This window comes from Agrobacterium vitis, assembly GCF_037039395.1.
GTDB classification, from domain to species: Bacteria; Pseudomonadota; Alphaproteobacteria; order Rhizobiales; family Rhizobiaceae; genus Allorhizobium; species Allorhizobium vitis_E.
Map to the genome: position 1 here is coordinate 192,332 of NZ_CP146241.1, position 16,272 is coordinate 208,603.

Genomic DNA, 16,272 nt, shown 5'->3' on the forward strand with positions numbered 1-16,272 from the left:
CGTTCCTATACTCCCATTGAGAACGCCGGAGCGCTCACCAAACGCATGGACTCTTGATAGGCATCGAAAAGCCCATGAACACCCATGTGCTTTGCTCCATCCAAAAGATGGCGCTCAATCAGCCAATCATCGTCATAAATACTATCAAGGTATTTCTCGCCCGCGTCACAGACGAGAACAACCATTGTGCTATTGGGCTCAATAAGCGCCAATCGTTTCATGGCAACATGAATTGCCGCACCTGCGGTGCCACCGATCAGCAATCCTGTGCGGCGGGCAATCACACGCGCAGCACTAAAGGCATCAACGTCATCAACCGTCAGGCCTTCATCAATGAAGGCATGATCCACATTCGGACCAACGGTAAATCCGCCCGGAGCACCGGCCCCCGTCTGCCAGTATTTTCCGGCGGGGCCACCAAAAATAATCGATCCCGTGGGTTCAACACCTATGCTGGTGACGTTGGAGCCAAGCATACGCAGCGCTTTGACTGTACCGCACAGGGTTCCACCCGTGCCAACGGCACCCACGAGATAATCAATGTCGGCATCGACGTCCCGCAGCAGTTCTTCCGCAAGCCCAATGTAGCCCAAATTATTATTGGGATTATAGTGCTGATCAGGCCAGAAGGCTCCGGTTGCGGCCACGATCTCTTCGGCCATGCGTCGGCGCTGCACCGTGCTGGGGCCTTCACCATTGCCTTCAACAAAAATCAGATCGGCTCCCATCGCTTTCATGGCGCGCAACTTGTCGCGTGACGCATGATGATCAACAACCGCAGTAAACCGATAACCTCGCTCAAGGGCCACGAGCGCGAGCCCTGTGCCGGTATTGCCCGATGTTGGCTCCACGATATGCCCGCCGGGCTTAAGCTTGCCTTCACGTTCGGCGGCGAGGATCATCGCGCGCGCCATGCGCACTTTGCACGATCCTGTCGGATTGAACTGTTCCAATTTCAGCAAAAGTCGGCTTCCCGTGCCCGTTTTCGCAAGTTCGAGCATTGGCGTATCGCCAATCAACTCTGAGGCTTTCGCCTTGACGCAATCAAAAGAGTGACGATTGAGAATATTCATTGATCTATCCTCCAGGTGAAATGTTCACCTTGTTGAGACACAATAATTTTTGGAGGGAGCGGAAGCTGGTGAAACTCGCTCTCATTTTTGTCCATCTGATAGCCGGCAGTATTGGGATAGACAATCAGGTCGCCATGACGTGGCGTTGCGGGGAAAAAGATTTTTCGCCAGGTCAAAACGTCATATTCCATGCAACTTGAGCCACCAATGGCAGCCCGAACTGGTATTTGCGCACGCGCTGCCCCGCGCTGAATGAGAGAGGGCGTGGGCAGAAATTCACTGTTCTTCCATTGCTCGGACAGGCTCATGCTCAGTCCGGCAACGGTGACAATGCCGTGGTCATCATTCTGCTTAAACCCCTGGACCGGGAACACCGTCATGCCCGCGCCATCCAGCAGCGCCCTTCCCGGCTCGAGATAGAGCTGTATCTTGGCGGCGCTGAGCTGTGCCGACAGGGTCGCATTTCCTGTCGGTGATTGCAGGATAGCATCCAGCATATCTGCACCCGTGGGAGTTTGATAATTCGGATAAAACTGGCTGAAGCTCTTGCCTGCATGAAAGTGGCTGGGGTTGAGATTGGCGTTAAACGCGAGCCAATCTTCTTCATCAACGTAACGGCAGGCAAAGCCTCCGCCAATCGAGATCGCATTGCAGGGAAATCCGCGCTCTCTTGCCTCTCTGCACCGCTCAATCAACGCAGATGCCAGCTCTGCTCGTGGTGCAACGGCGTACCCGTCAAGATGGAACGAGAATCCGTCCATAATAATAGAGTGCCGGTTTTCGGCGCAGCGCTGCAAAGCTGTAGCAAGATCGTTTGGATTGAGACCAAAGCGGCTGTTTGGTGCCTTGGGCGGCAAGATGCGCAACAAAATCCGCAATGATCCTGTTTCAGATGCGATCATGATCGCCCGTTCAAGTTCGTCCAATGCATCAATCGCAACAATTGCCCGGTGTCGGGCTGACAACCATAGAAGCTCATCGCTTTTGGCGGCCCCTGTTACCCCGATGTTTTCACCACGGATGCCATTGGCAAGTGCATGGTGAAATTCAGGCACACTTGCGACATCGACCGAACCATTATGCTTGGCCACTTCGCGGAGCCATGCCGCCGCCTTATTGGCCTTTTTGCCATAAAACACATGCCCGTTAACGTTTCGATGGCGCAAAGCTGCCTGAAACGCCAGCAAGTTATCGGCAAAACTCTGCGGATGAACGAGGTGAAATGGGCCGTTGGCGACGTGTGCAATCTGATCCAGAATTTTGACATCACGCTTGATGTCGATCGCCCAAGGCCGCTCAATGGCCCGCATCGTATTGGGTGCAGCCCGTATCGTATTGGGTGCTATTTCCATAGCTCGACCCTCGTACCCCGGCCCGCCGAAATCGCACGCATTGCAAAAGCATGCGCAACGGGAATATCCGTAATGATCATGCCACTGCTGAAAGCAAAAACCCGGTCAGTCTGTGAGCGACGTCCAGGCTTTCGACCCGCAACGATCTCCGGGAGTTCGGCGTCAATGCTGGCAACTTGCCCTTCACCTGCCAGCCTTTTGCCGGTCACGCCCATCTGGCCTTCGTTTGTGGCAATAGCGTAATCGGCTTGGTGCAGGGCACCGGCCTCGACACCTTTGCTCGCAACTGAAATCAACAACCCTCCAGCGGGGAGCCAATTGGTCTGGATCTTCGGATGCGCTGCACGCCCCGAGGCGGCCACAACGATGTCCGATTGAGAAACAGCCTCGGGCACATCATCCACCAATTCAATGGTGCGATCAGGAAAGTATTTGGCGAATGTCGAGAGGCTCAGCGCCAACCCATCCGGGTGCGTGCCGTAGAGGCGAAACGTCTTCAGTGATGGCAATGCCGTCAACAGATAGGCCAGTGTATTGACGCCCTGCGCGCCGGTTCCAACCATCAAAACGGACTGCGGGTTTTCCTTGGCGCAATATTTTGCAATGATGGCTGTCGTAGCCGGCGTGCGTGAGCCACCAATCCGCTGGCAATCCATAAGCGCAAAGGGCAAGCCGGTTGTGTCATCATAAAGGCTGATCGTCGTATAATATTTTTCTGCACTATCATTGCCTTGACGATAGGATGTCTTGAAACCCAGTTGTTCCAGAGCGCCATCATATCCCAGCATGGAATAGGATACGGCATCGCGCTCCTCCTTTGGAAGAGGCATCATCAATTTCGTTGGGCAACGAGAGGCACCATTCGCGTAATATCGATAGGCATCTTCGACCAACCTGATGACCTCGGCCGGCGGTAACTCAATATCCGATATGTCTGTGCGACTCAAAATATGCAACGCAGGTGTATGCAGGTATGACTTAGTCATGAACTGTCCTTTATGGCGAAAATGGTTTTTGGGCATGCGAAAGCGCAAGGGATTCCTGAAACAGGACCCGTGTATTTCTTGAGGATTGACCATAGGAGGAGCGCTTTACAAAACGCAAAAAGCACTCTGTAACACTCTAAAAGTTCCGCATAGTTTTTCTTTAAACAGAGTCCTGTTTAACAAATTATGCAGTAAAGACTTATGTGATGAGGTAACGTCTATTGCGACGTCATAATAAATCCCGCACCATCAAAAGGTGCTGGTGCCCAGCTTTTGCTACGGGGATACTTGAGATCGTCAAGTGGAACCGCACACTCAGGCTTAGGTCCATTGAAAATATGTCGTGTTGTCTTGACAGGGAATTTATTGCCGGTGCGCGCCATTTCGAAAATGCTGTGTGGTGTAATGATCTCACCTGGCCGCCAAGCGCTGACCTCAACAGTGTCATAGTCCCTGAATGAGACCGGTATAACTTCCAGCTGAAGCCTCTTGGCAACCGTGAGGCGATGGTGTCCATCCATCACAAAGAATGCATTTTTATGGACGTAGATGGGATCGGTCCAAACGCCATGCCGCACGATCTTGCGTTCGAGCCCCACGACATGAATTTCGTCAACCTCTTCGGTCGGTATAAGTTTGTTTGGATCTATTAGAAAATATATTGGAATGCCCGTATTCATTGACGTCTCCCTAGACGTTTGTATTGACGAGACTTTTGTATAAATTTTTTTTATGCCCTGACCTTAGCGCGATTATAGGTGTTGTCAATTAAAAACATGATTGCTTTTATCATCTTTTAATTTACACGCAAAAGTAGCGCTTCCCAATAAATTGGACCGCTTAGAACTGGAATTTTCCGCCTATGACCGCTTTTGGAAAGCGGCGTGATAAAAGCTCGGCCAAGCGCCTGCTGATGGCGTTGATGAAGCGCTATGGCTTTATCCCAAAGCGGATCACAACCAATAAACGGCGCAGCAAAGGCTGACCTGTCATCCAGCCTCGACCACTGCCACCACAAGGGCTTCAACAATAGGGCTGGGAATAGAAACCTGCCGTTCCATGCATTCCGCCAGCCGCAATTGCTTTTCAGTTCCGTCCCGCCGCGCCGCGCACACAATCCGCTACCATCGGCTCGAAGCGTTCGATGCATGGGAAGCAGCATCACTCCGCAAGTTTTCCACAGCCAGCCATTGCAATCGCAGAACTGGACAATTGAATATCCATCAAGGTCTCGACAACGAAAACGAGTATGGCTAATAGCGTAACGATATAACATAAGGGAGATGCCCATGCTCAAGACATCCATATCCATGCTCGCAGCATCTGTACTGCTGCTCTTTTCCGGCTCGGCGTTTGCCGGCGCGAACGACATGATCGTGGACGTCGTCGCTCCCTTCGAGATCACCGGGTTGGATCCAGCCAAGTCGGGCGATATCTTCCTGCGTATGGGCATTGTCGAAACACTGGTGGAATCCGACAAGGACGGCAACCCGGCACCGGCGCTCGCAAAAAGCTGGGTCGCCTCGCCTGACGGCGCGTCGGTGCGTTTCAGTCTCCAGCCGGGTATCACCTTTCATGACGGATCGGCGCTTGCTGCGGAAGATGTCGCCAGAGCGCTGAACATTGCGCGGGGCAAACCCGGCCTTCTGAGCAAAGCGCCGATTGAGTCCATAACCGCCGACGGGCAAGGCACCGTTGTCGTTACGCTGACGCGGCCTTTTGCCCCAATTCTGGCCTTCCTTGCTGAAAGTCGCGCACAGATACTTGCGCCGTCTGCCTATGAGGGCAACAGCGTCAAGGCAATTATCGGCACCGGCCCCTTCAAGCTGACAGGTATCGAGGCACCGCAAAGTCTCGCCGTCGAACGGTTTGATGGCTATTGGGGCCGCAAGCCCGCCATTGAGAAAGCGACCTATCTCACGGTAAGCCGCGGAGAAACCCGCGCTTTGATGGCTGAAAGCGGCGATGCGGACTATGTCTTCAACCTCGATCCGGCCAGCCGCACACGTCTGGCCAAGAGCGACAAGGTCAAGCTGCTCTCGACCTCGATCCCGCGCAGCGTATTGTTGAAGGTGAATGCTGGTCTGGCCTCACTTGAAGACGTCAAGGCGCGCGAGGCGCTGAGCCTTGCCATCGACCGTGAAGGGCTGGCGGTGGCCATCCTGCGCTATCCGGCCGCAGCAACCCAGCTTTTCCCACCGAGCGTCGGAATCTGGTACGACAAGTCGCTTGCCCCCCTCACCTATGATCCAGACAAGGCAAAGTCCCTTCTTGCCGAACTCGGTTGGAAGGCCGGATCAGATGGCATTCTTCAGAAGGACGAAAAGCGCTTCGCCCTGACGCTGACCACCTATCCGGATCGCCCCGAGTTACCGCTGATTGCCGCCGTCCTTCAGGACCAGTTCAAGGAAATCGGCGTCGCATTGACGATCAATTCGGCCAATTCCAGCGAAATCCCAGCCAAGCATCAGGACGGCACGCTGGAACTGGCGCTGATGGCGCGCAACTTCGCCCTGGTTCCCGATCCCATTGGCACGATGCTTTCTGACTATGGCCCCAAGGGCGGCGATTGGGGTGCCATGAACTGGGCCAATACGGATTTCAACAAGGCCCTTGACGAGCTGACCCGTGCCACGGAACCGGCAGCAGCCGAAACCTTGCGTCATAGAGCCGTCGCTGCCATTCAAAACGATTTGCCAGTGATTCCGATTGCCTGGTATCAGCAGACGATTGCAGTATCTCCAAAGCTGGAGGGGGCTGCCATCGACCCCTTTGAGCGGAGTTTTGGCCTCCAGAATATGCGGTGGGCAAAATGATCGGCACTATCGTCAGCCGTCTCATCCAGGCAGCTCTGGTGGCGCTCATGGTTGGTATCCTGACGTTCGTCATGGCTAGGTCGCTGCCCGGAGACCTTGTCTACCGGATCGCGGCTGGCCGCTACGGCTACGACATCGTCGATAGCGCCGCGGCGGCCAAAGTTGCAGCGGAGTTGAACATCGGCCAACCATCGCTTGCCGCTCTCGGGCAATGGTTGCTGGACCTGCTGCGTTTCGATCTCGGCACATCTCTGGTGACCGGTGAGCCGGTGGCGCAAGCCATCCGTGCCCAGTTAGGCCATACGCTTGAATTGGCGCTTGTCGCCATTCTGCTATCGCTTCATCGGCCCGCCGCTTGGCGTTCTGGCGGGTCTGCGACCCGGCGGTCTGCTCGATCGTGCATTGATGTTACTGTCGACCGCGCTGCGGGCACTGCCGCAATTCGTCGTTGGTCTGATCCTGATTATCGTCTTCGGTCTCACCCTCAATCTGTTGCCGACCGCTGGGCACGAGCACGGCGGCCACCTTGTCCTGCCAGCCCTTACGCTGGCGCTCGGTCTTGCGGCGGTCTCCAATCGCGTCGCCAGAGACGCCATGCTCTCCGTCTCCCAATCCGCCTATTATGCGTTTGGACGCACCAAGGGCCTTTCAGAATGGCAGGTCTTTCGTCATCACGGTTTGCGCAACGTCGCTGTGCCGATCGTCACCTATCTCGGCGTCCAGTTCGTCTACCTCGTTGAAGGCGTGGTCGTGGTCGAGACGCTGTTCGCTTGGCCGGGGATTGGACATGCGCTGGTCCATGCCATTTTTGGACGGGACCTGCCGATGATCCAGGGCACAGCTCTTATCATGGGTCTGTTCTTCGTGATCCTCAACGCGGGCATCGACCTCATGTGTCACATCATCGATCCTCGGAGACGCACGACATGACGGCTCTCGATTATACAGCGCCAACTGAGGCGCGTTGGCCGCCACGCCGGCTGGCGGGACTTGCGATCCTCGCAGGCCTGCTGGTATTCGCCTTCCTCCCTCTGTTGATCGGGGGCGAGAATCCGTTGAAACAATCATTACGGCTCTCGCTGCAGGGGCCGACTGTGAGTAACTGGTTCGGATACGACCACCTTGGCCGCTCGATGCAAGCGCGCCTTTCGGCTGCGCTGCGGCTATCCCTCGGCTTGGCAGCACTGTCGGTCCTGACCGCGATGATCCCTGGCGCTCTTCTGGGTGCTGCCGCCGCCTGGCGCGGCGGTTTTATCGATAGGGCGATCGGTGCGGTCTCGGAAGCCTTTCTGGCTCTGCCCGGACTACTCTTGATCCTGATGCTGACCGCGATCGTCCCCGATAGCGCCGCCATGCTCTATCTCGGCATTTCTCTGGTGCTTTGGGTCGAATACTTCCGTATCACCCGCGCTCTCACAAAGCCGTTGCTTGCGTCACCAGCCGTCGAAGCCTCAAGGCTTCTCGGGTTCGGGCCAATCTATATTCTACGCAGGCATTTATGGCCGGACATCGCGCCGGTGCTGCTGACTATGGGGGCCTATGGGGCAGCATCCGCCATGATGGCTATCACCGCCCTCGGTTTCGTCAGCGTCGGCGTTCGGCCTCCAACACCCGAGCTCGGTGCCATGATGATCGAGCTTCTTCCCTATTATGAGGAAGCCCCCCACGCCATTCTCCAACCAATCGCAACGATCTTTCTGATCGTTCTCGCGTTGCAGCTCATCGGGGGAAAGAACAAGCCATGACCGTTTTACTCGATGTGACCAATGCGACGGTTTGCACCTCAACCGGCGTCCTGGTAGAGCCGGTCAGCCTCACGCTTCATGCCGGACGCGCTTTTACCATTCTTGGCGAAACCGGATCGGGCAAGAGCCTGCTCGCACAAGCCATCATGGGCATCCTGCCGGACGGACTGACCGCGAAGGGCAACGCCATAATAGACGGCATTGCCCTTGACCTCGCCAACCCCTTGGGGCATCGCGCGCTCTGGGGGCGCAAGGTCAGCATTCTGCCGCAAGAACCGTGGCTGGCGCTGGACCCAACCATGGATTCTGCCCGGCAGATTGCCGAGGGACATAGGTTTGTTGGCGGCATGACGACGACAGCCTCTCTCGCGGCGGCCCGTATCGACCTGGCCGCGCTCGGCGTGGCCGATGCCGAGAAAAAGCTGCCGGGCGAATTGTCCGGTGGCATGGCGCAGCGGGTGGCTTTTGCCGCAGCACGCGCAGGGGGCGCCCGGATTGTGGTTGCGGACGAACCGACAAAAGGGCTCGATGTCTCCCGCCGCGACGACGTCATCGCACTGTTGATGAAAGAAATCGAGGCAGGCGGCTCGGTCCTCACCATCACGCATGATCTGGCGCTCGCACGGCAAATGGGCGGTGACCTAGCCATCATGGTCAATGGACGCATCGTCGAGCACGGCGAGGCCGCAACCATTTTGGCTCACCCGGTACATGATTATACGCGCCGCCTGATCGCAGCCGATCCGGACCGTTGGCAGAGGAATGCCAGCCGATCTGAAATGAAGGGCGACCCCATCCTGACCGCCCGCTCCATCGCCAAGAGCCGTGGTGGAAACGGCCTGTTTGAGGGGCTTGATGTAGACATAGCTGCGGGTGAGATTGTCGGCGTCACTGGTCCCAGTGGTTCGGGTAAGAGCACGCTCGGTGACATTCTACTTGGACTGCTGCAACCGGACAAGGGCTCGGTCAGCCGCCCGGCGGATGTCGCCCGGACGCGCTATCAGAAGATCTACCAGGACCCGCCCTCCGCATTTCCAGCCAAGATCCGCATAGGCACTAATCTGGACGATCTTATCCGCCTGCACCGATTGGACCCGACACGGATCACGCCGCTGATGGAGCGCCTGCACTTGTCGCAGACATTGCTCGGACGCCGACCAGCGGAAGTCTCCGGCGGCGAATTACAGCGTTTCGCGCTACTGCGGGCACTGCTCCTTGATCCCGTCTTCCTCTTCGCCGACGAACCAACATCAAGGCTCGATCTCATCACTCAACAGGAAACCATTGAACTGCTTAGCGAACTGGCACGCGAACAGAATTGCGCCGTACTGATCGTCAGCCACGATGCCGCCCTCATAGGACATGCCTGCGACCGGAGCCTGACGATTTCGTCGTGAGCGCCTTGACCTGCTGGTGCCCACGCAGAGCTGACCCGGTTTTGGATTGAACTTCTCGGGCTGGACGAACAAGCGCATACATCGACGACATCACCTTACCAAGCGGGCGGCACCCAGACATGACGGTCGTTCTTGTGACCATCTGTATCTTGCCGTCGTGAGCCGGGCTGCGGCATGCCGATGCGGTGATCGCCCTCTCCTCGTTCAAAATGCTGGCCAGGTATCCGAAAGCCGGTAGCCCGAAGGCCATGGGTCGGTCGGGTCGAGCATCAATTGGGACACTCCGGTTATCCAGGCGCGGCCGGAAATGACGGGGCGAATGGCGCTAAGCCCGCCAATCTCTGTCAGCGAGTCGATGTGGCACTTGAATTCGGAGTCTATGATCGAGCGCCCGATATAGGCCTCACCAATTCCGATTTCTCCCCGCGCATGCATGACGGCAAGTCGGGCAGAACAGCCGGTTCCCGTTGGGGAGCGATCGATTTTGCCGGGACGGATCGCAACGGCGCTCTTGCCAGTCAGGATGCCGTTTTCGCGCGTGACTGGCGTCGTCATCTGGCAGAAGGAGATATGGTTCCAATCCGCATTACTCGGATGCACGAACCCGAGCTGTTCGTTGGCGGCGGCGGTGATCTTCATACCGAGTTCCGCCAGTTCCCTTGCCTCGTCGGGCTTAAGCGAGAAGCCGAGACCGACCGCATCGACAATCACGAAACTGTCGCCGCCATAGGCGGTATCGACCGTGAGTGTGCCGAGCCCCTCGACTTCCAGCGCGGCGGCGAGCCGTGTTGCGAAAGAGGCCACATTCAGCACATTGATCCGCTCGGCTTTGCCATTGGCACATTCCGCCGTCACCTCGATGATACCGCCCGGTGCTTCCAGGACCATATGCGTCAGCGGTTCCTGAATCGAAATGATGCCGCTGTCGAGAATGGCGGTCGAAACACAGATAGAGTTCGAGCCTGACATCGGCGGCGTATCGGCGGGCTCCATGATAATGAAGCCCATCTGCGCGCGCGGGTCTTTCGGCGGGACCAGCAGATTGACATGCCGGAATACCCCGCCGCGTGGCTCATTCAGCACAAAGTTGCGCAAGGTGTCGTCGCTGGCAATAAAACGCGACTGCTCCCAAAGCGTGTCGCCCGGCGGGGGTGAGACGCCACCGACAATCACATCGCCGACCTCCCCTTCCGCGTGAACCCCGATAACATGAATAACCTTGTTGGTGCGCATTCGAAGGTTCCTTTAATTGCGGCCTGTGGTGAACCCGGTTTCAGCAGACCTCTGCTAAAGAATATCATCGCGCAGGCAGGCCGTCACATGATCGGGACCCACCGCCCGCAAGGGTGGCACGGTTTGCGCGCAAGCCGGCATGGCGTAGCGGCACCGCGTTCGGAATACGCAGCCGCTCGGCTGATCAATCGGATTGGGAAGATCACCCTCCGCCATGGCGCGGATCGGCTGGTGGTCGGGGTCTGGAACAGGCGAGGCCGAAAGAAGCGCCTCCGTATAGGGATGGCGCGGGCGCGCATAGAGCGCGTCGCGAGGTGCAATCTCCATCACCCGTCCAAGATAAAGCACCACGACGCGGTCGCATAAATGCTCCACGACAGCGAGATCGTGCGAGATGAACAGCATCGTCAGATGTAGCCTCTCTTTAAGATCCTGCAGGAGGTTCAGAACCTGTGCCTGCACGGACACATCAAGCGCTGAGACAGGCTCATCGGCCACAACGAATTCGGGCTCAACGATCAGCGCGCGGGCAATCACGATGCGCTGACGCTGGCCGCCGGAAAACTCGTGCGGGTAACGGTTTGCGGCATCCACCGGCAGGCCGACATGGTCCAGCATCTCCGTCACACGGCACGCACGGTCCACCTTGTTGCCAATGCCATGCACTTCAAGTCCTTCCGCAATTTGCGCGCCCACCCGCATGCGCGGGTTGAGGCTCGAAAACGGGTCCTGGAAGATCATCTGAATACGCTTGCGAAAAGGCAGGATATCGCGCTCGACAAGATTTCCAATATTCTGCGTGTCGAAGACGATATTGCCACTGCTTGGCTCATCCAGACGCATGACCAGTCGGCCTATGGTGGTCTTTCCCGATCCAGATTCGCCGACAAGTCCAACCGTCTCGCCCCTGCGCACGGAAAAATTCACATCCGCGACAGCATGGACGTAGCGGGCGGGGCCGAAAAACCTATCGCGCTTCACCGGAAAGCGCTTGACGAGGTTTTCAAGAACCAGAAGATCAGGTTTGTCACTCATGGCGCCACCTCCTTCCAGTGCAAGCAGCGGACGATGTGATCCGCCTCGACGCTTTCGAACGGTGGGTTGGCGCGCGAGCAGTCGTCCGTCGCGAATGTGCAACGAGGCGCGAAGCGACAGCCCGCCGGAAGGTCGAGGGGACTGGGAGGAATGCCTCCGATCGCTGGCAGGCGACCGTCGCTGCCGACAGCCCCTTTGCGCGGGATCGAGTTCAACAGGCCGATCGTGTAGGGATGGCGGGGATTGGAAAAAATCCGTCGCACGGGGCCGTGCTCCACGATCTGCCCGGCATACATGACAGCCACGTCATCAGCGACCTGCGCGATCACACCCATATTGTGGGTGATGAAAAGAACGGACATGCCGATCTCGACCTGCAGACGCTTGATAAGGTCGATAATCTGCGCCTGGATCGTCACGTCTAGCGCCGTTGTCGGCTCATCTGCAATCAGCAGTGACGGGCGACAGGACAGCGCAATTGCGATCATCACGCGCTGGCGCATTCCGCCCGACATCTGGTGTGGATAGTCATCGACACGCTTCTCCGGGGCTGGAATGCCGACCAGACGCAGCATTTCAATGGCACGGTGGCGTGCCTCGGCCTTGCTGGCACCCTGGTGTAGCCGGACGGCCTCGGCGATTTGCTTACCGACCGGCCAGACCGGATCGAGACTGGTCATCGGCTCCTGGAATACCATCGCGATTTCGTTGCCGCGAATGGTTCGCATCTCTTTTTCCGGCAGCCTGACAAGATCGACCTCGCCGTTTCGGCTTTTGAACAGCATGGAACCGCCGGCGATCCGGCCGTTACTGCGTTCGATGAGGCGCATCAACGAAAGGCTGGTCACCGATTTGCCCGAACCGGATTCGCCCACGAGACCCAGTGTCTTGCCCGGAGCAATGGAAAACGACACACCATCCACGCTGGTGACGAGGCCGCGCGGCGTGTCGAAGGTCGTCTTCAGGTCGCAGACGCTCAGGAGCGTGGCGGAGGAGGACGCTTGGGTGTTCATGGTCATGAGCGCCTCACCCTTGGGTCGACAACACCGTAAAGGATGTCGACAAGGAAGTTGACGACGATATAAATCAACGCGCTCAACAGGATGAAGGCCTGCACCACAGCATAATCCTGCCTGAGGATACCATCGATCACCAACCCGCCGACACCGGGCCAGGTATAGATGCGCTCGACCAGCACGGACCCGCCCAGCAACTGGGCGAGGATCAACCCACCAGCCGTGAGCGTTGGCAGGAAGGCATTCGGCAACACATGGCCAAATGCTATCGCAAGGCCGCGAACGCCCTTAGCGTGGAGCACAGTGACAAACGGTTCGTTTGCCGTATCGAGGAGATTGGCGCGCAATAGCCGGATCAGATAACCGAGCGATCCCAGCGCGAGCGTCACACTCGGAAGCGCCAGATAGTGAAGCGCGCCGAAGAACCCGGACACGTCTCCGGCGAGCAGGAAGTCTATACTGTAGAGCCCTGTCACGAGCGCCGGAGGCGCATCGCCACGCCCAACAGGGCCTGGGAACCAGCCGAGATTTTCCGAAAAGATGATCAGGAAAAGCAGCGCGATCCAGAAGGGTGGAACGCCAACGAAAACGAAAGCAGAGCCACGCAGCAGCCGATCGAGCCAGCGCGAACGCGCAAAGACGGAAAACACCGTCAGGACTATCGCGCCAATGAAGGCAAAGAGGAAGGCGTAAAGCGCAAGTTCCGCGCTAGCTGGCAGGCGTTGCCCGATCTGCTGAAGCACCGGCTGGCCGGCGCTATAGGAGAACCCCCAGTCGCCTCTGACAAATCCGACAATATAATCAGCATATTGTATGTAAAGCGGCTTATTGAGGCCAAGCGCTGCCTCCACCTGCCCGATGACCTCGTCTGTCGCGAAGGGGCCAGCAATGAGACGTGCGGGGTTGGTCGGCACGGCGCGCAACACGATGAAGGCAATAAGGGAGGCGCCCAAAAGCGTCAGCAGCGCGGAAAAGACCCGTTCCATGATGAAGCGAAGCATGTTTAATGCCCTCCCATCGCGGATTTTGGATCGTAATATTCGCGCAGGCGGTCGGCGATCAGGTTCGCGGATGCGGCCAGAAGGAAGATGCCAAGGCCGGGGAAAAGGCCGAGCCACCATTGCCCCGTCAGCGCATAGGCGAGACCTTCCGTGATCATCGTTCCCCATTCGGGCAGCGGCGGCTGGATGCCGAGGCCGACAAAGCCGAGCGCTGCCAGCGTCAGGATCGCGAAGCTGAAGACCGACGACGCCTGGATCAAAACCGTTGAAACCGTCTGCGGCAGGACGTGACGGCGCAGGATGCTGAGCCGGGATACGCCGAGGGCCCGCGCCGCATCGATATAGGAGAGATTGCGAATGCGCAGCACCTCGCTGCGAAGCAGGCGATAATACCAGGGGATCGCCGCCAGAACGATGCCGAACACGGCTGAAACAACACCGGGACCGAGCCCGATCGCAACTGCCATGGCCAGGATCAACGGCGGAAAGGACAAGATTGCATCCATGATCCGCGAAACGGCGAGGTCAAACCAGCCGCCTGAAAAACCGGCGAGCAGGCCAAGCCCCCCGCCAAGCAGCGTGGCGAGAACCGTTACCACGCACGACACGCCCAATGAAACCCGTGCGCCGCTCATGAAGCGGGCCAGCACATCGCGACCGACATCATCCGTTCCCATCGGATGCGACCAGTCCGGCGGTGAAAGAGCGGTCAAGATGTCCACTTCGAGCGGATCGAAATGCCAGACCATCGGCCCGAAGATCGCGATGGCGAACAGGACGGCCAGAATGATCGCACCCGTTGCCATTTCACTGTCCCTGAATATTTGACCGAAGAAGGACCGCATGATGTTCCCTTGCAAAAAGAGCCGGGAGAAATCCTATCCCTTCCGGCTCATGAGATTCAGAATGCGTGCGGATAATGCTGCCGCGCAAAGGCCTCAGAGATATAACCATCATCGAGATCGGCCTGGATCTTCTCCAGAGGTCGCTCAGCGGGCTCGCCATATCCGCCGCCGCCGCCGGTTTGAAGCTTGAGCAAGCCGCCCTTGGGGACGAGGAAATGCGTGGTTTTCGGAACGACATGTTCTGTGCCGTCCGGCATGACCACCATTGCATTGTTCGCACGGCCGCCAAGGCCGCCTTCAAGTCCCCAAGGCTGGTTCTTCGAGCGTTCGAACACCGTTGTGATGAATGTGTCTTCCGTCATTTCAAAGAACAGATCGATGCCTGGTCCGCCACGATATTTGCCGGGACCGACGGAATCCTGTGCCAGAGCAAGACGCTCGACGAGGAAAGGATTTCGGGCCTCCCAGACCTCGACCGGGGTGAAGCGCGTGGCCGATTCCGAGATATGCAGCATGGTGCCGCCATCGCCGCCATCCCAGGCGCCCTGCCCGGTCGGATGCGGGGCGCCATCCGCCCAGGCCTCGCCGGTTTCCTCGCGGGTTCCCCACCAGACGACCGAGCAAATGCATCCGCCAGAGCAGGCCGGAACGGATGAAGGCAGCGCCTTGGAAATAGCGTTGTAGATGACTTCGATCGCCTGCAATGCCGACCAGCCATAGAGAAAGCAGGGAGACGGCGGTTCGGGATCGAACATGCTGCCGGGGCGGGTGATGACCTTGATCGGCCGGAAATGGCCTTCATGGGGCGCTTCGCCATAGCCGGCAAGCATGGTAATCGCAACACGGCTCGCCGAGATCGTCGATGGCAGGGGGCTGTTAACGGGACCGCCTTGCGCATCAGGGACTTCGGAAAAGTCGATGGTGACGTCCGAGCCCTTCACGTCGACAGTGATTTCAAAGGGGATTCTGTTCTTGGTGACGCCGTTATCGTCCATTTCCCCATTGCCCACATAGCGGCCATCGGGAATCTTCTCGAAGAAGCTGCGAATGATGGCCTCTCCATGGTCAAACATATGCTCGACAGCATTGCGATACGTTTCGAGGCCGAAACGCTCCACCACCTCGAGGAAGCTCTTGGCTCCGACGCGGCATCCGGTAACCTGGGCATCAAGATCACCCGACACAGCTTTGGGAACGCGGCTGTTGCCGAGGATCATGCGATAGATGTCGTCGTTAAGCTCACCCTTTTTGTAGATCTTCACGCCCGGGAAGATCGTGCCTTCCTGGAAGACATCCGTGGTGTCGGTGCAATAGGGATCCTTGGCGGCGATATCGAGCCAGTGGCCCTTGATCGCCGTGTAGCCGATCAGGTCCTGCCGATAGAAGACCGGCATGATGATGACCATGTCCTGGGGATGCGAACCAGTGCCATAAGGCCAATTGTACATCAGGATATCGCCATCGAAGAGCTTGTCTTCGCCACCGATATTCTTGACGGCCTCGCGCACGGCAAAGTTCAGCGTTCCCATGAAGATGGGAAGGCTTGGCGCCTGAGAGAGCATGCGCAGCTCGCGATCATAGATGGCGACAGCAAAGTCCAGCACCTCGTAAATGATCGGCGAGAAAGCCGTACGGATCAGCGCCCGCTTCATCTGGTTGGCGGCCGAATTCAGCGCATGCCGCACGACTTCCGTCGTGATCGGATCGGAGTTGACGGCAAGGCCCTTGCTGGGAACCCCTGCCAAGTGAAGGACTGGATCTTTCCGCTTCATG

Annotated in this window: 13 protein-coding genes and 2 pseudogenes; 5 read left to right on the top strand and 10 right to left on the bottom strand. The window is 57.7% G+C overall.

What is annotated here, in order from left to right; all coding sequences use genetic code 11:
- Window positions 1-5 precede the first annotated feature (5 nt).
- The 4 genes from V6582_RS00970 to V6582_RS00985 form a co-directional block, all read right to left on the bottom strand.
- Window positions 6-1,073: a PLP-dependent cysteine synthase family protein gene (locus V6582_RS00970; RefSeq protein WP_156632030.1), complete on the bottom strand. Its 1,068-nt coding sequence runs from the start codon at window positions 1,071-1,073 to the stop codon at window positions 6-8.
- Window positions 1,070-2,425 carry an alanine racemase gene (locus tag V6582_RS00975; RefSeq protein WP_197434391.1) on the bottom strand — a complete coding sequence of 452 codons (1,356 nt, stop codon included), beginning with the start codon at window positions 2,423-2,425 and terminating at the stop codon, window positions 1,070-1,072. The genes V6582_RS00970 and V6582_RS00975 overlap by 4 nt, the downstream gene beginning before the upstream one ends.
- Entirely contained in the window at window positions 2,416-3,411 is a 996-nt protein-coding gene (locus V6582_RS00980; protein ID WP_156632031.1) for an ornithine cyclodeaminase, read from the bottom strand. The genes V6582_RS00975 and V6582_RS00980 overlap by 10 nt, the downstream gene beginning before the upstream one ends.
- A 218-nt stretch (window positions 3,412-3,629) precedes the next feature.
- The gene (locus tag V6582_RS00985) at window positions 3,630-4,091 is read right to left on the bottom strand and encodes a ParB N-terminal domain-containing protein (RefSeq protein ID WP_156632032.1); all 462 of its coding nucleotides are present in this window, start codon (window positions 4,089-4,091) and stop codon (window positions 3,630-3,632) included.
- A gap of 197 nt (window positions 4,092-4,288) precedes the next feature.
- Between V6582_RS00985 and V6582_RS00990 the strand changes: the two are divergent.
- The 5 genes and pseudogenes from V6582_RS00990 to V6582_RS01010 form a co-directional block, all read left to right on the top strand.
- Window positions 4,289-4,575 (top strand): annotated as a pseudogene (locus V6582_RS00990) (IS6 family transposase); the annotation flags it as partial.
- A 125-nt stretch (window positions 4,576-4,700) separates the two neighbouring features.
- Window positions 4,701-6,227 (top strand): ABC transporter substrate-binding protein, encoded by a 1,527-nt coding sequence (locus tag V6582_RS00995; protein WP_156632034.1) that lies wholly within the window; start codon window positions 4,701-4,703, stop codon window positions 6,225-6,227.
- Window positions 6,224-7,157 (top strand): annotated as a pseudogene (locus tag V6582_RS01000) (ABC transporter permease). The gene V6582_RS00995 and the pseudogene V6582_RS01000 overlap by 4 nt, the downstream one beginning before the upstream one ends.
- On the top strand, window positions 7,154-7,972 hold the full coding sequence (locus tag V6582_RS01005; protein WP_156632035.1) for an ABC transporter permease: 819 nt from the start codon (window positions 7,154-7,156) through the stop codon (window positions 7,970-7,972). Before V6582_RS01000 ends, V6582_RS01005 begins: the two are co-directional and overlap by 4 nt.
- Window positions 7,969-9,369 carry an ABC transporter ATP-binding protein gene (locus V6582_RS01010; protein ID WP_156632036.1) on the top strand — a complete coding sequence of 467 codons (1,401 nt, stop codon included), beginning with the start codon at window positions 7,969-7,971 and terminating at the stop codon, window positions 9,367-9,369. The genes V6582_RS01005 and V6582_RS01010 overlap by 4 nt, the downstream gene beginning before the upstream one ends.
- A 204-nt stretch (window positions 9,370-9,573) precedes the next feature.
- On the opposite strand, the gene V6582_RS01015 is transcribed toward V6582_RS01010, so the two are convergent.
- The 6 genes from V6582_RS01015 to V6582_RS01040 all read right to left on the bottom strand — a co-directional run bounded on the left by V6582_RS01015 (window position 9,574) and on the right by V6582_RS01040 (window position 16,271).
- The gene (locus tag V6582_RS01015; RefSeq protein WP_156632037.1) at window positions 9,574-10,602 is read right to left on the bottom strand and encodes a trans-3-hydroxy-L-proline dehydratase; all 1,029 of its coding nucleotides are present in this window, start codon (window positions 10,600-10,602) and stop codon (window positions 9,574-9,576) included.
- Window positions 10,603-10,656: 54 nt separating this feature from the next.
- Window positions 10,657-11,637, bottom strand: coding sequence for an ABC transporter ATP-binding protein (locus V6582_RS01020; RefSeq protein WP_156632038.1), 981 nt, complete (start codon window positions 11,635-11,637; stop codon window positions 10,657-10,659).
- Entirely contained in the window at window positions 11,634-12,650 is a 1,017-nt protein-coding gene (locus V6582_RS01025) for an ABC transporter ATP-binding protein (protein ID WP_156632138.1), read from the bottom strand. The genes V6582_RS01020 and V6582_RS01025 overlap by 4 nt, the downstream gene beginning before the upstream one ends.
- A gap of 2 nt (window positions 12,651-12,652) precedes the next feature.
- Complete coding sequence (locus V6582_RS01030) at window positions 12,653-13,654, bottom strand: ABC transporter permease (protein WP_156632039.1); 1,002 nt, start codon at window positions 13,652-13,654, stop codon at window positions 12,653-12,655.
- A 2-nt stretch (window positions 13,655-13,656) separates the two neighbouring features.
- Window positions 13,657-14,460 carry an ABC transporter permease gene (locus tag V6582_RS01035; RefSeq protein WP_234889687.1) on the bottom strand — a complete coding sequence of 268 codons (804 nt, stop codon included), beginning with the start codon at window positions 14,458-14,460 and terminating at the stop codon, window positions 13,657-13,659.
- A 95-nt stretch (window positions 14,461-14,555) separates the two neighbouring features.
- Window positions 14,556-16,271, bottom strand: a complete 1,716-nt coding sequence (locus tag V6582_RS01040) for a hydantoinase B/oxoprolinase family protein (RefSeq protein ID WP_156632041.1) — start codon at window positions 16,269-16,271, stop codon at window positions 14,556-14,558.
- Between the last annotated feature and the right edge of the window lies 1 nt (window position 16,272).

Coding starts and splice junctions, on each gene's coding strand:
- V6582_RS01020 (WP_156632038.1), bottom strand. CDS start 11,637: ATGAGTGACAAACCTGATCTTCTGGTTCTTGAAAACCTCGTCAAGCGC.
- V6582_RS00995 (WP_156632034.1), top strand. CDS start 4,701: ATGCTCAAGACATCCATATCCATGCTCGCAGCATCTGTACTGCTGCTC.
- V6582_RS01025 (WP_156632138.1), bottom strand. CDS start 12,650: ATGAACACCCAAGCGTCCTCCTCCGCCACGCTCCTGAGCGTCTGCGAC.
- V6582_RS01030 (WP_156632039.1), bottom strand. CDS start 13,654: ATGCTTCGCTTCATCATGGAACGGGTCTTTTCCGCGCTGCTGACGCTT.
- V6582_RS00980 (WP_156632031.1), bottom strand. CDS start 3,411: ATGACTAAGTCATACCTGCATACACCTGCGTTGCATATTTTGAGTCGC.
- V6582_RS00970 (WP_156632030.1), bottom strand. CDS start 1,073: ATGAATATTCTCAATCGTCACTCTTTTGATTGCGTCAAGGCGAAAGCC.
- V6582_RS01005 (WP_156632035.1), top strand. CDS start 7,154: ATGACGGCTCTCGATTATACAGCGCCAACTGAGGCGCGTTGGCCGCCA.
- V6582_RS01010 (WP_156632036.1), top strand. CDS start 7,969: ATGACCGTTTTACTCGATGTGACCAATGCGACGGTTTGCACCTCAACC.
- V6582_RS01040 (WP_156632041.1), bottom strand. CDS start 16,271: ATGAAGCGGAAAGATCCAGTCCTTCACTTGGCAGGGGTTCCCAGCAAG.
- V6582_RS00985 (WP_156632032.1), bottom strand. CDS start 4,091: ATGAATACGGGCATTCCAATATATTTTCTAATAGATCCAAACAAACTT.
- V6582_RS01035 (WP_234889687.1), bottom strand. CDS start 14,460: ATGGCAACGGGTGCGATCATTCTGGCCGTCCTGTTCGCCATCGCGATC.
- V6582_RS01015 (WP_156632037.1), bottom strand. CDS start 10,602: ATGCGCACCAACAAGGTTATTCATGTTATCGGGGTTCACGCGGAAGGG.
- V6582_RS00975 (WP_197434391.1), bottom strand. CDS start 2,425: ATGGAAATAGCACCCAATACGATACGGGCTGCACCCAATACGATGCGG.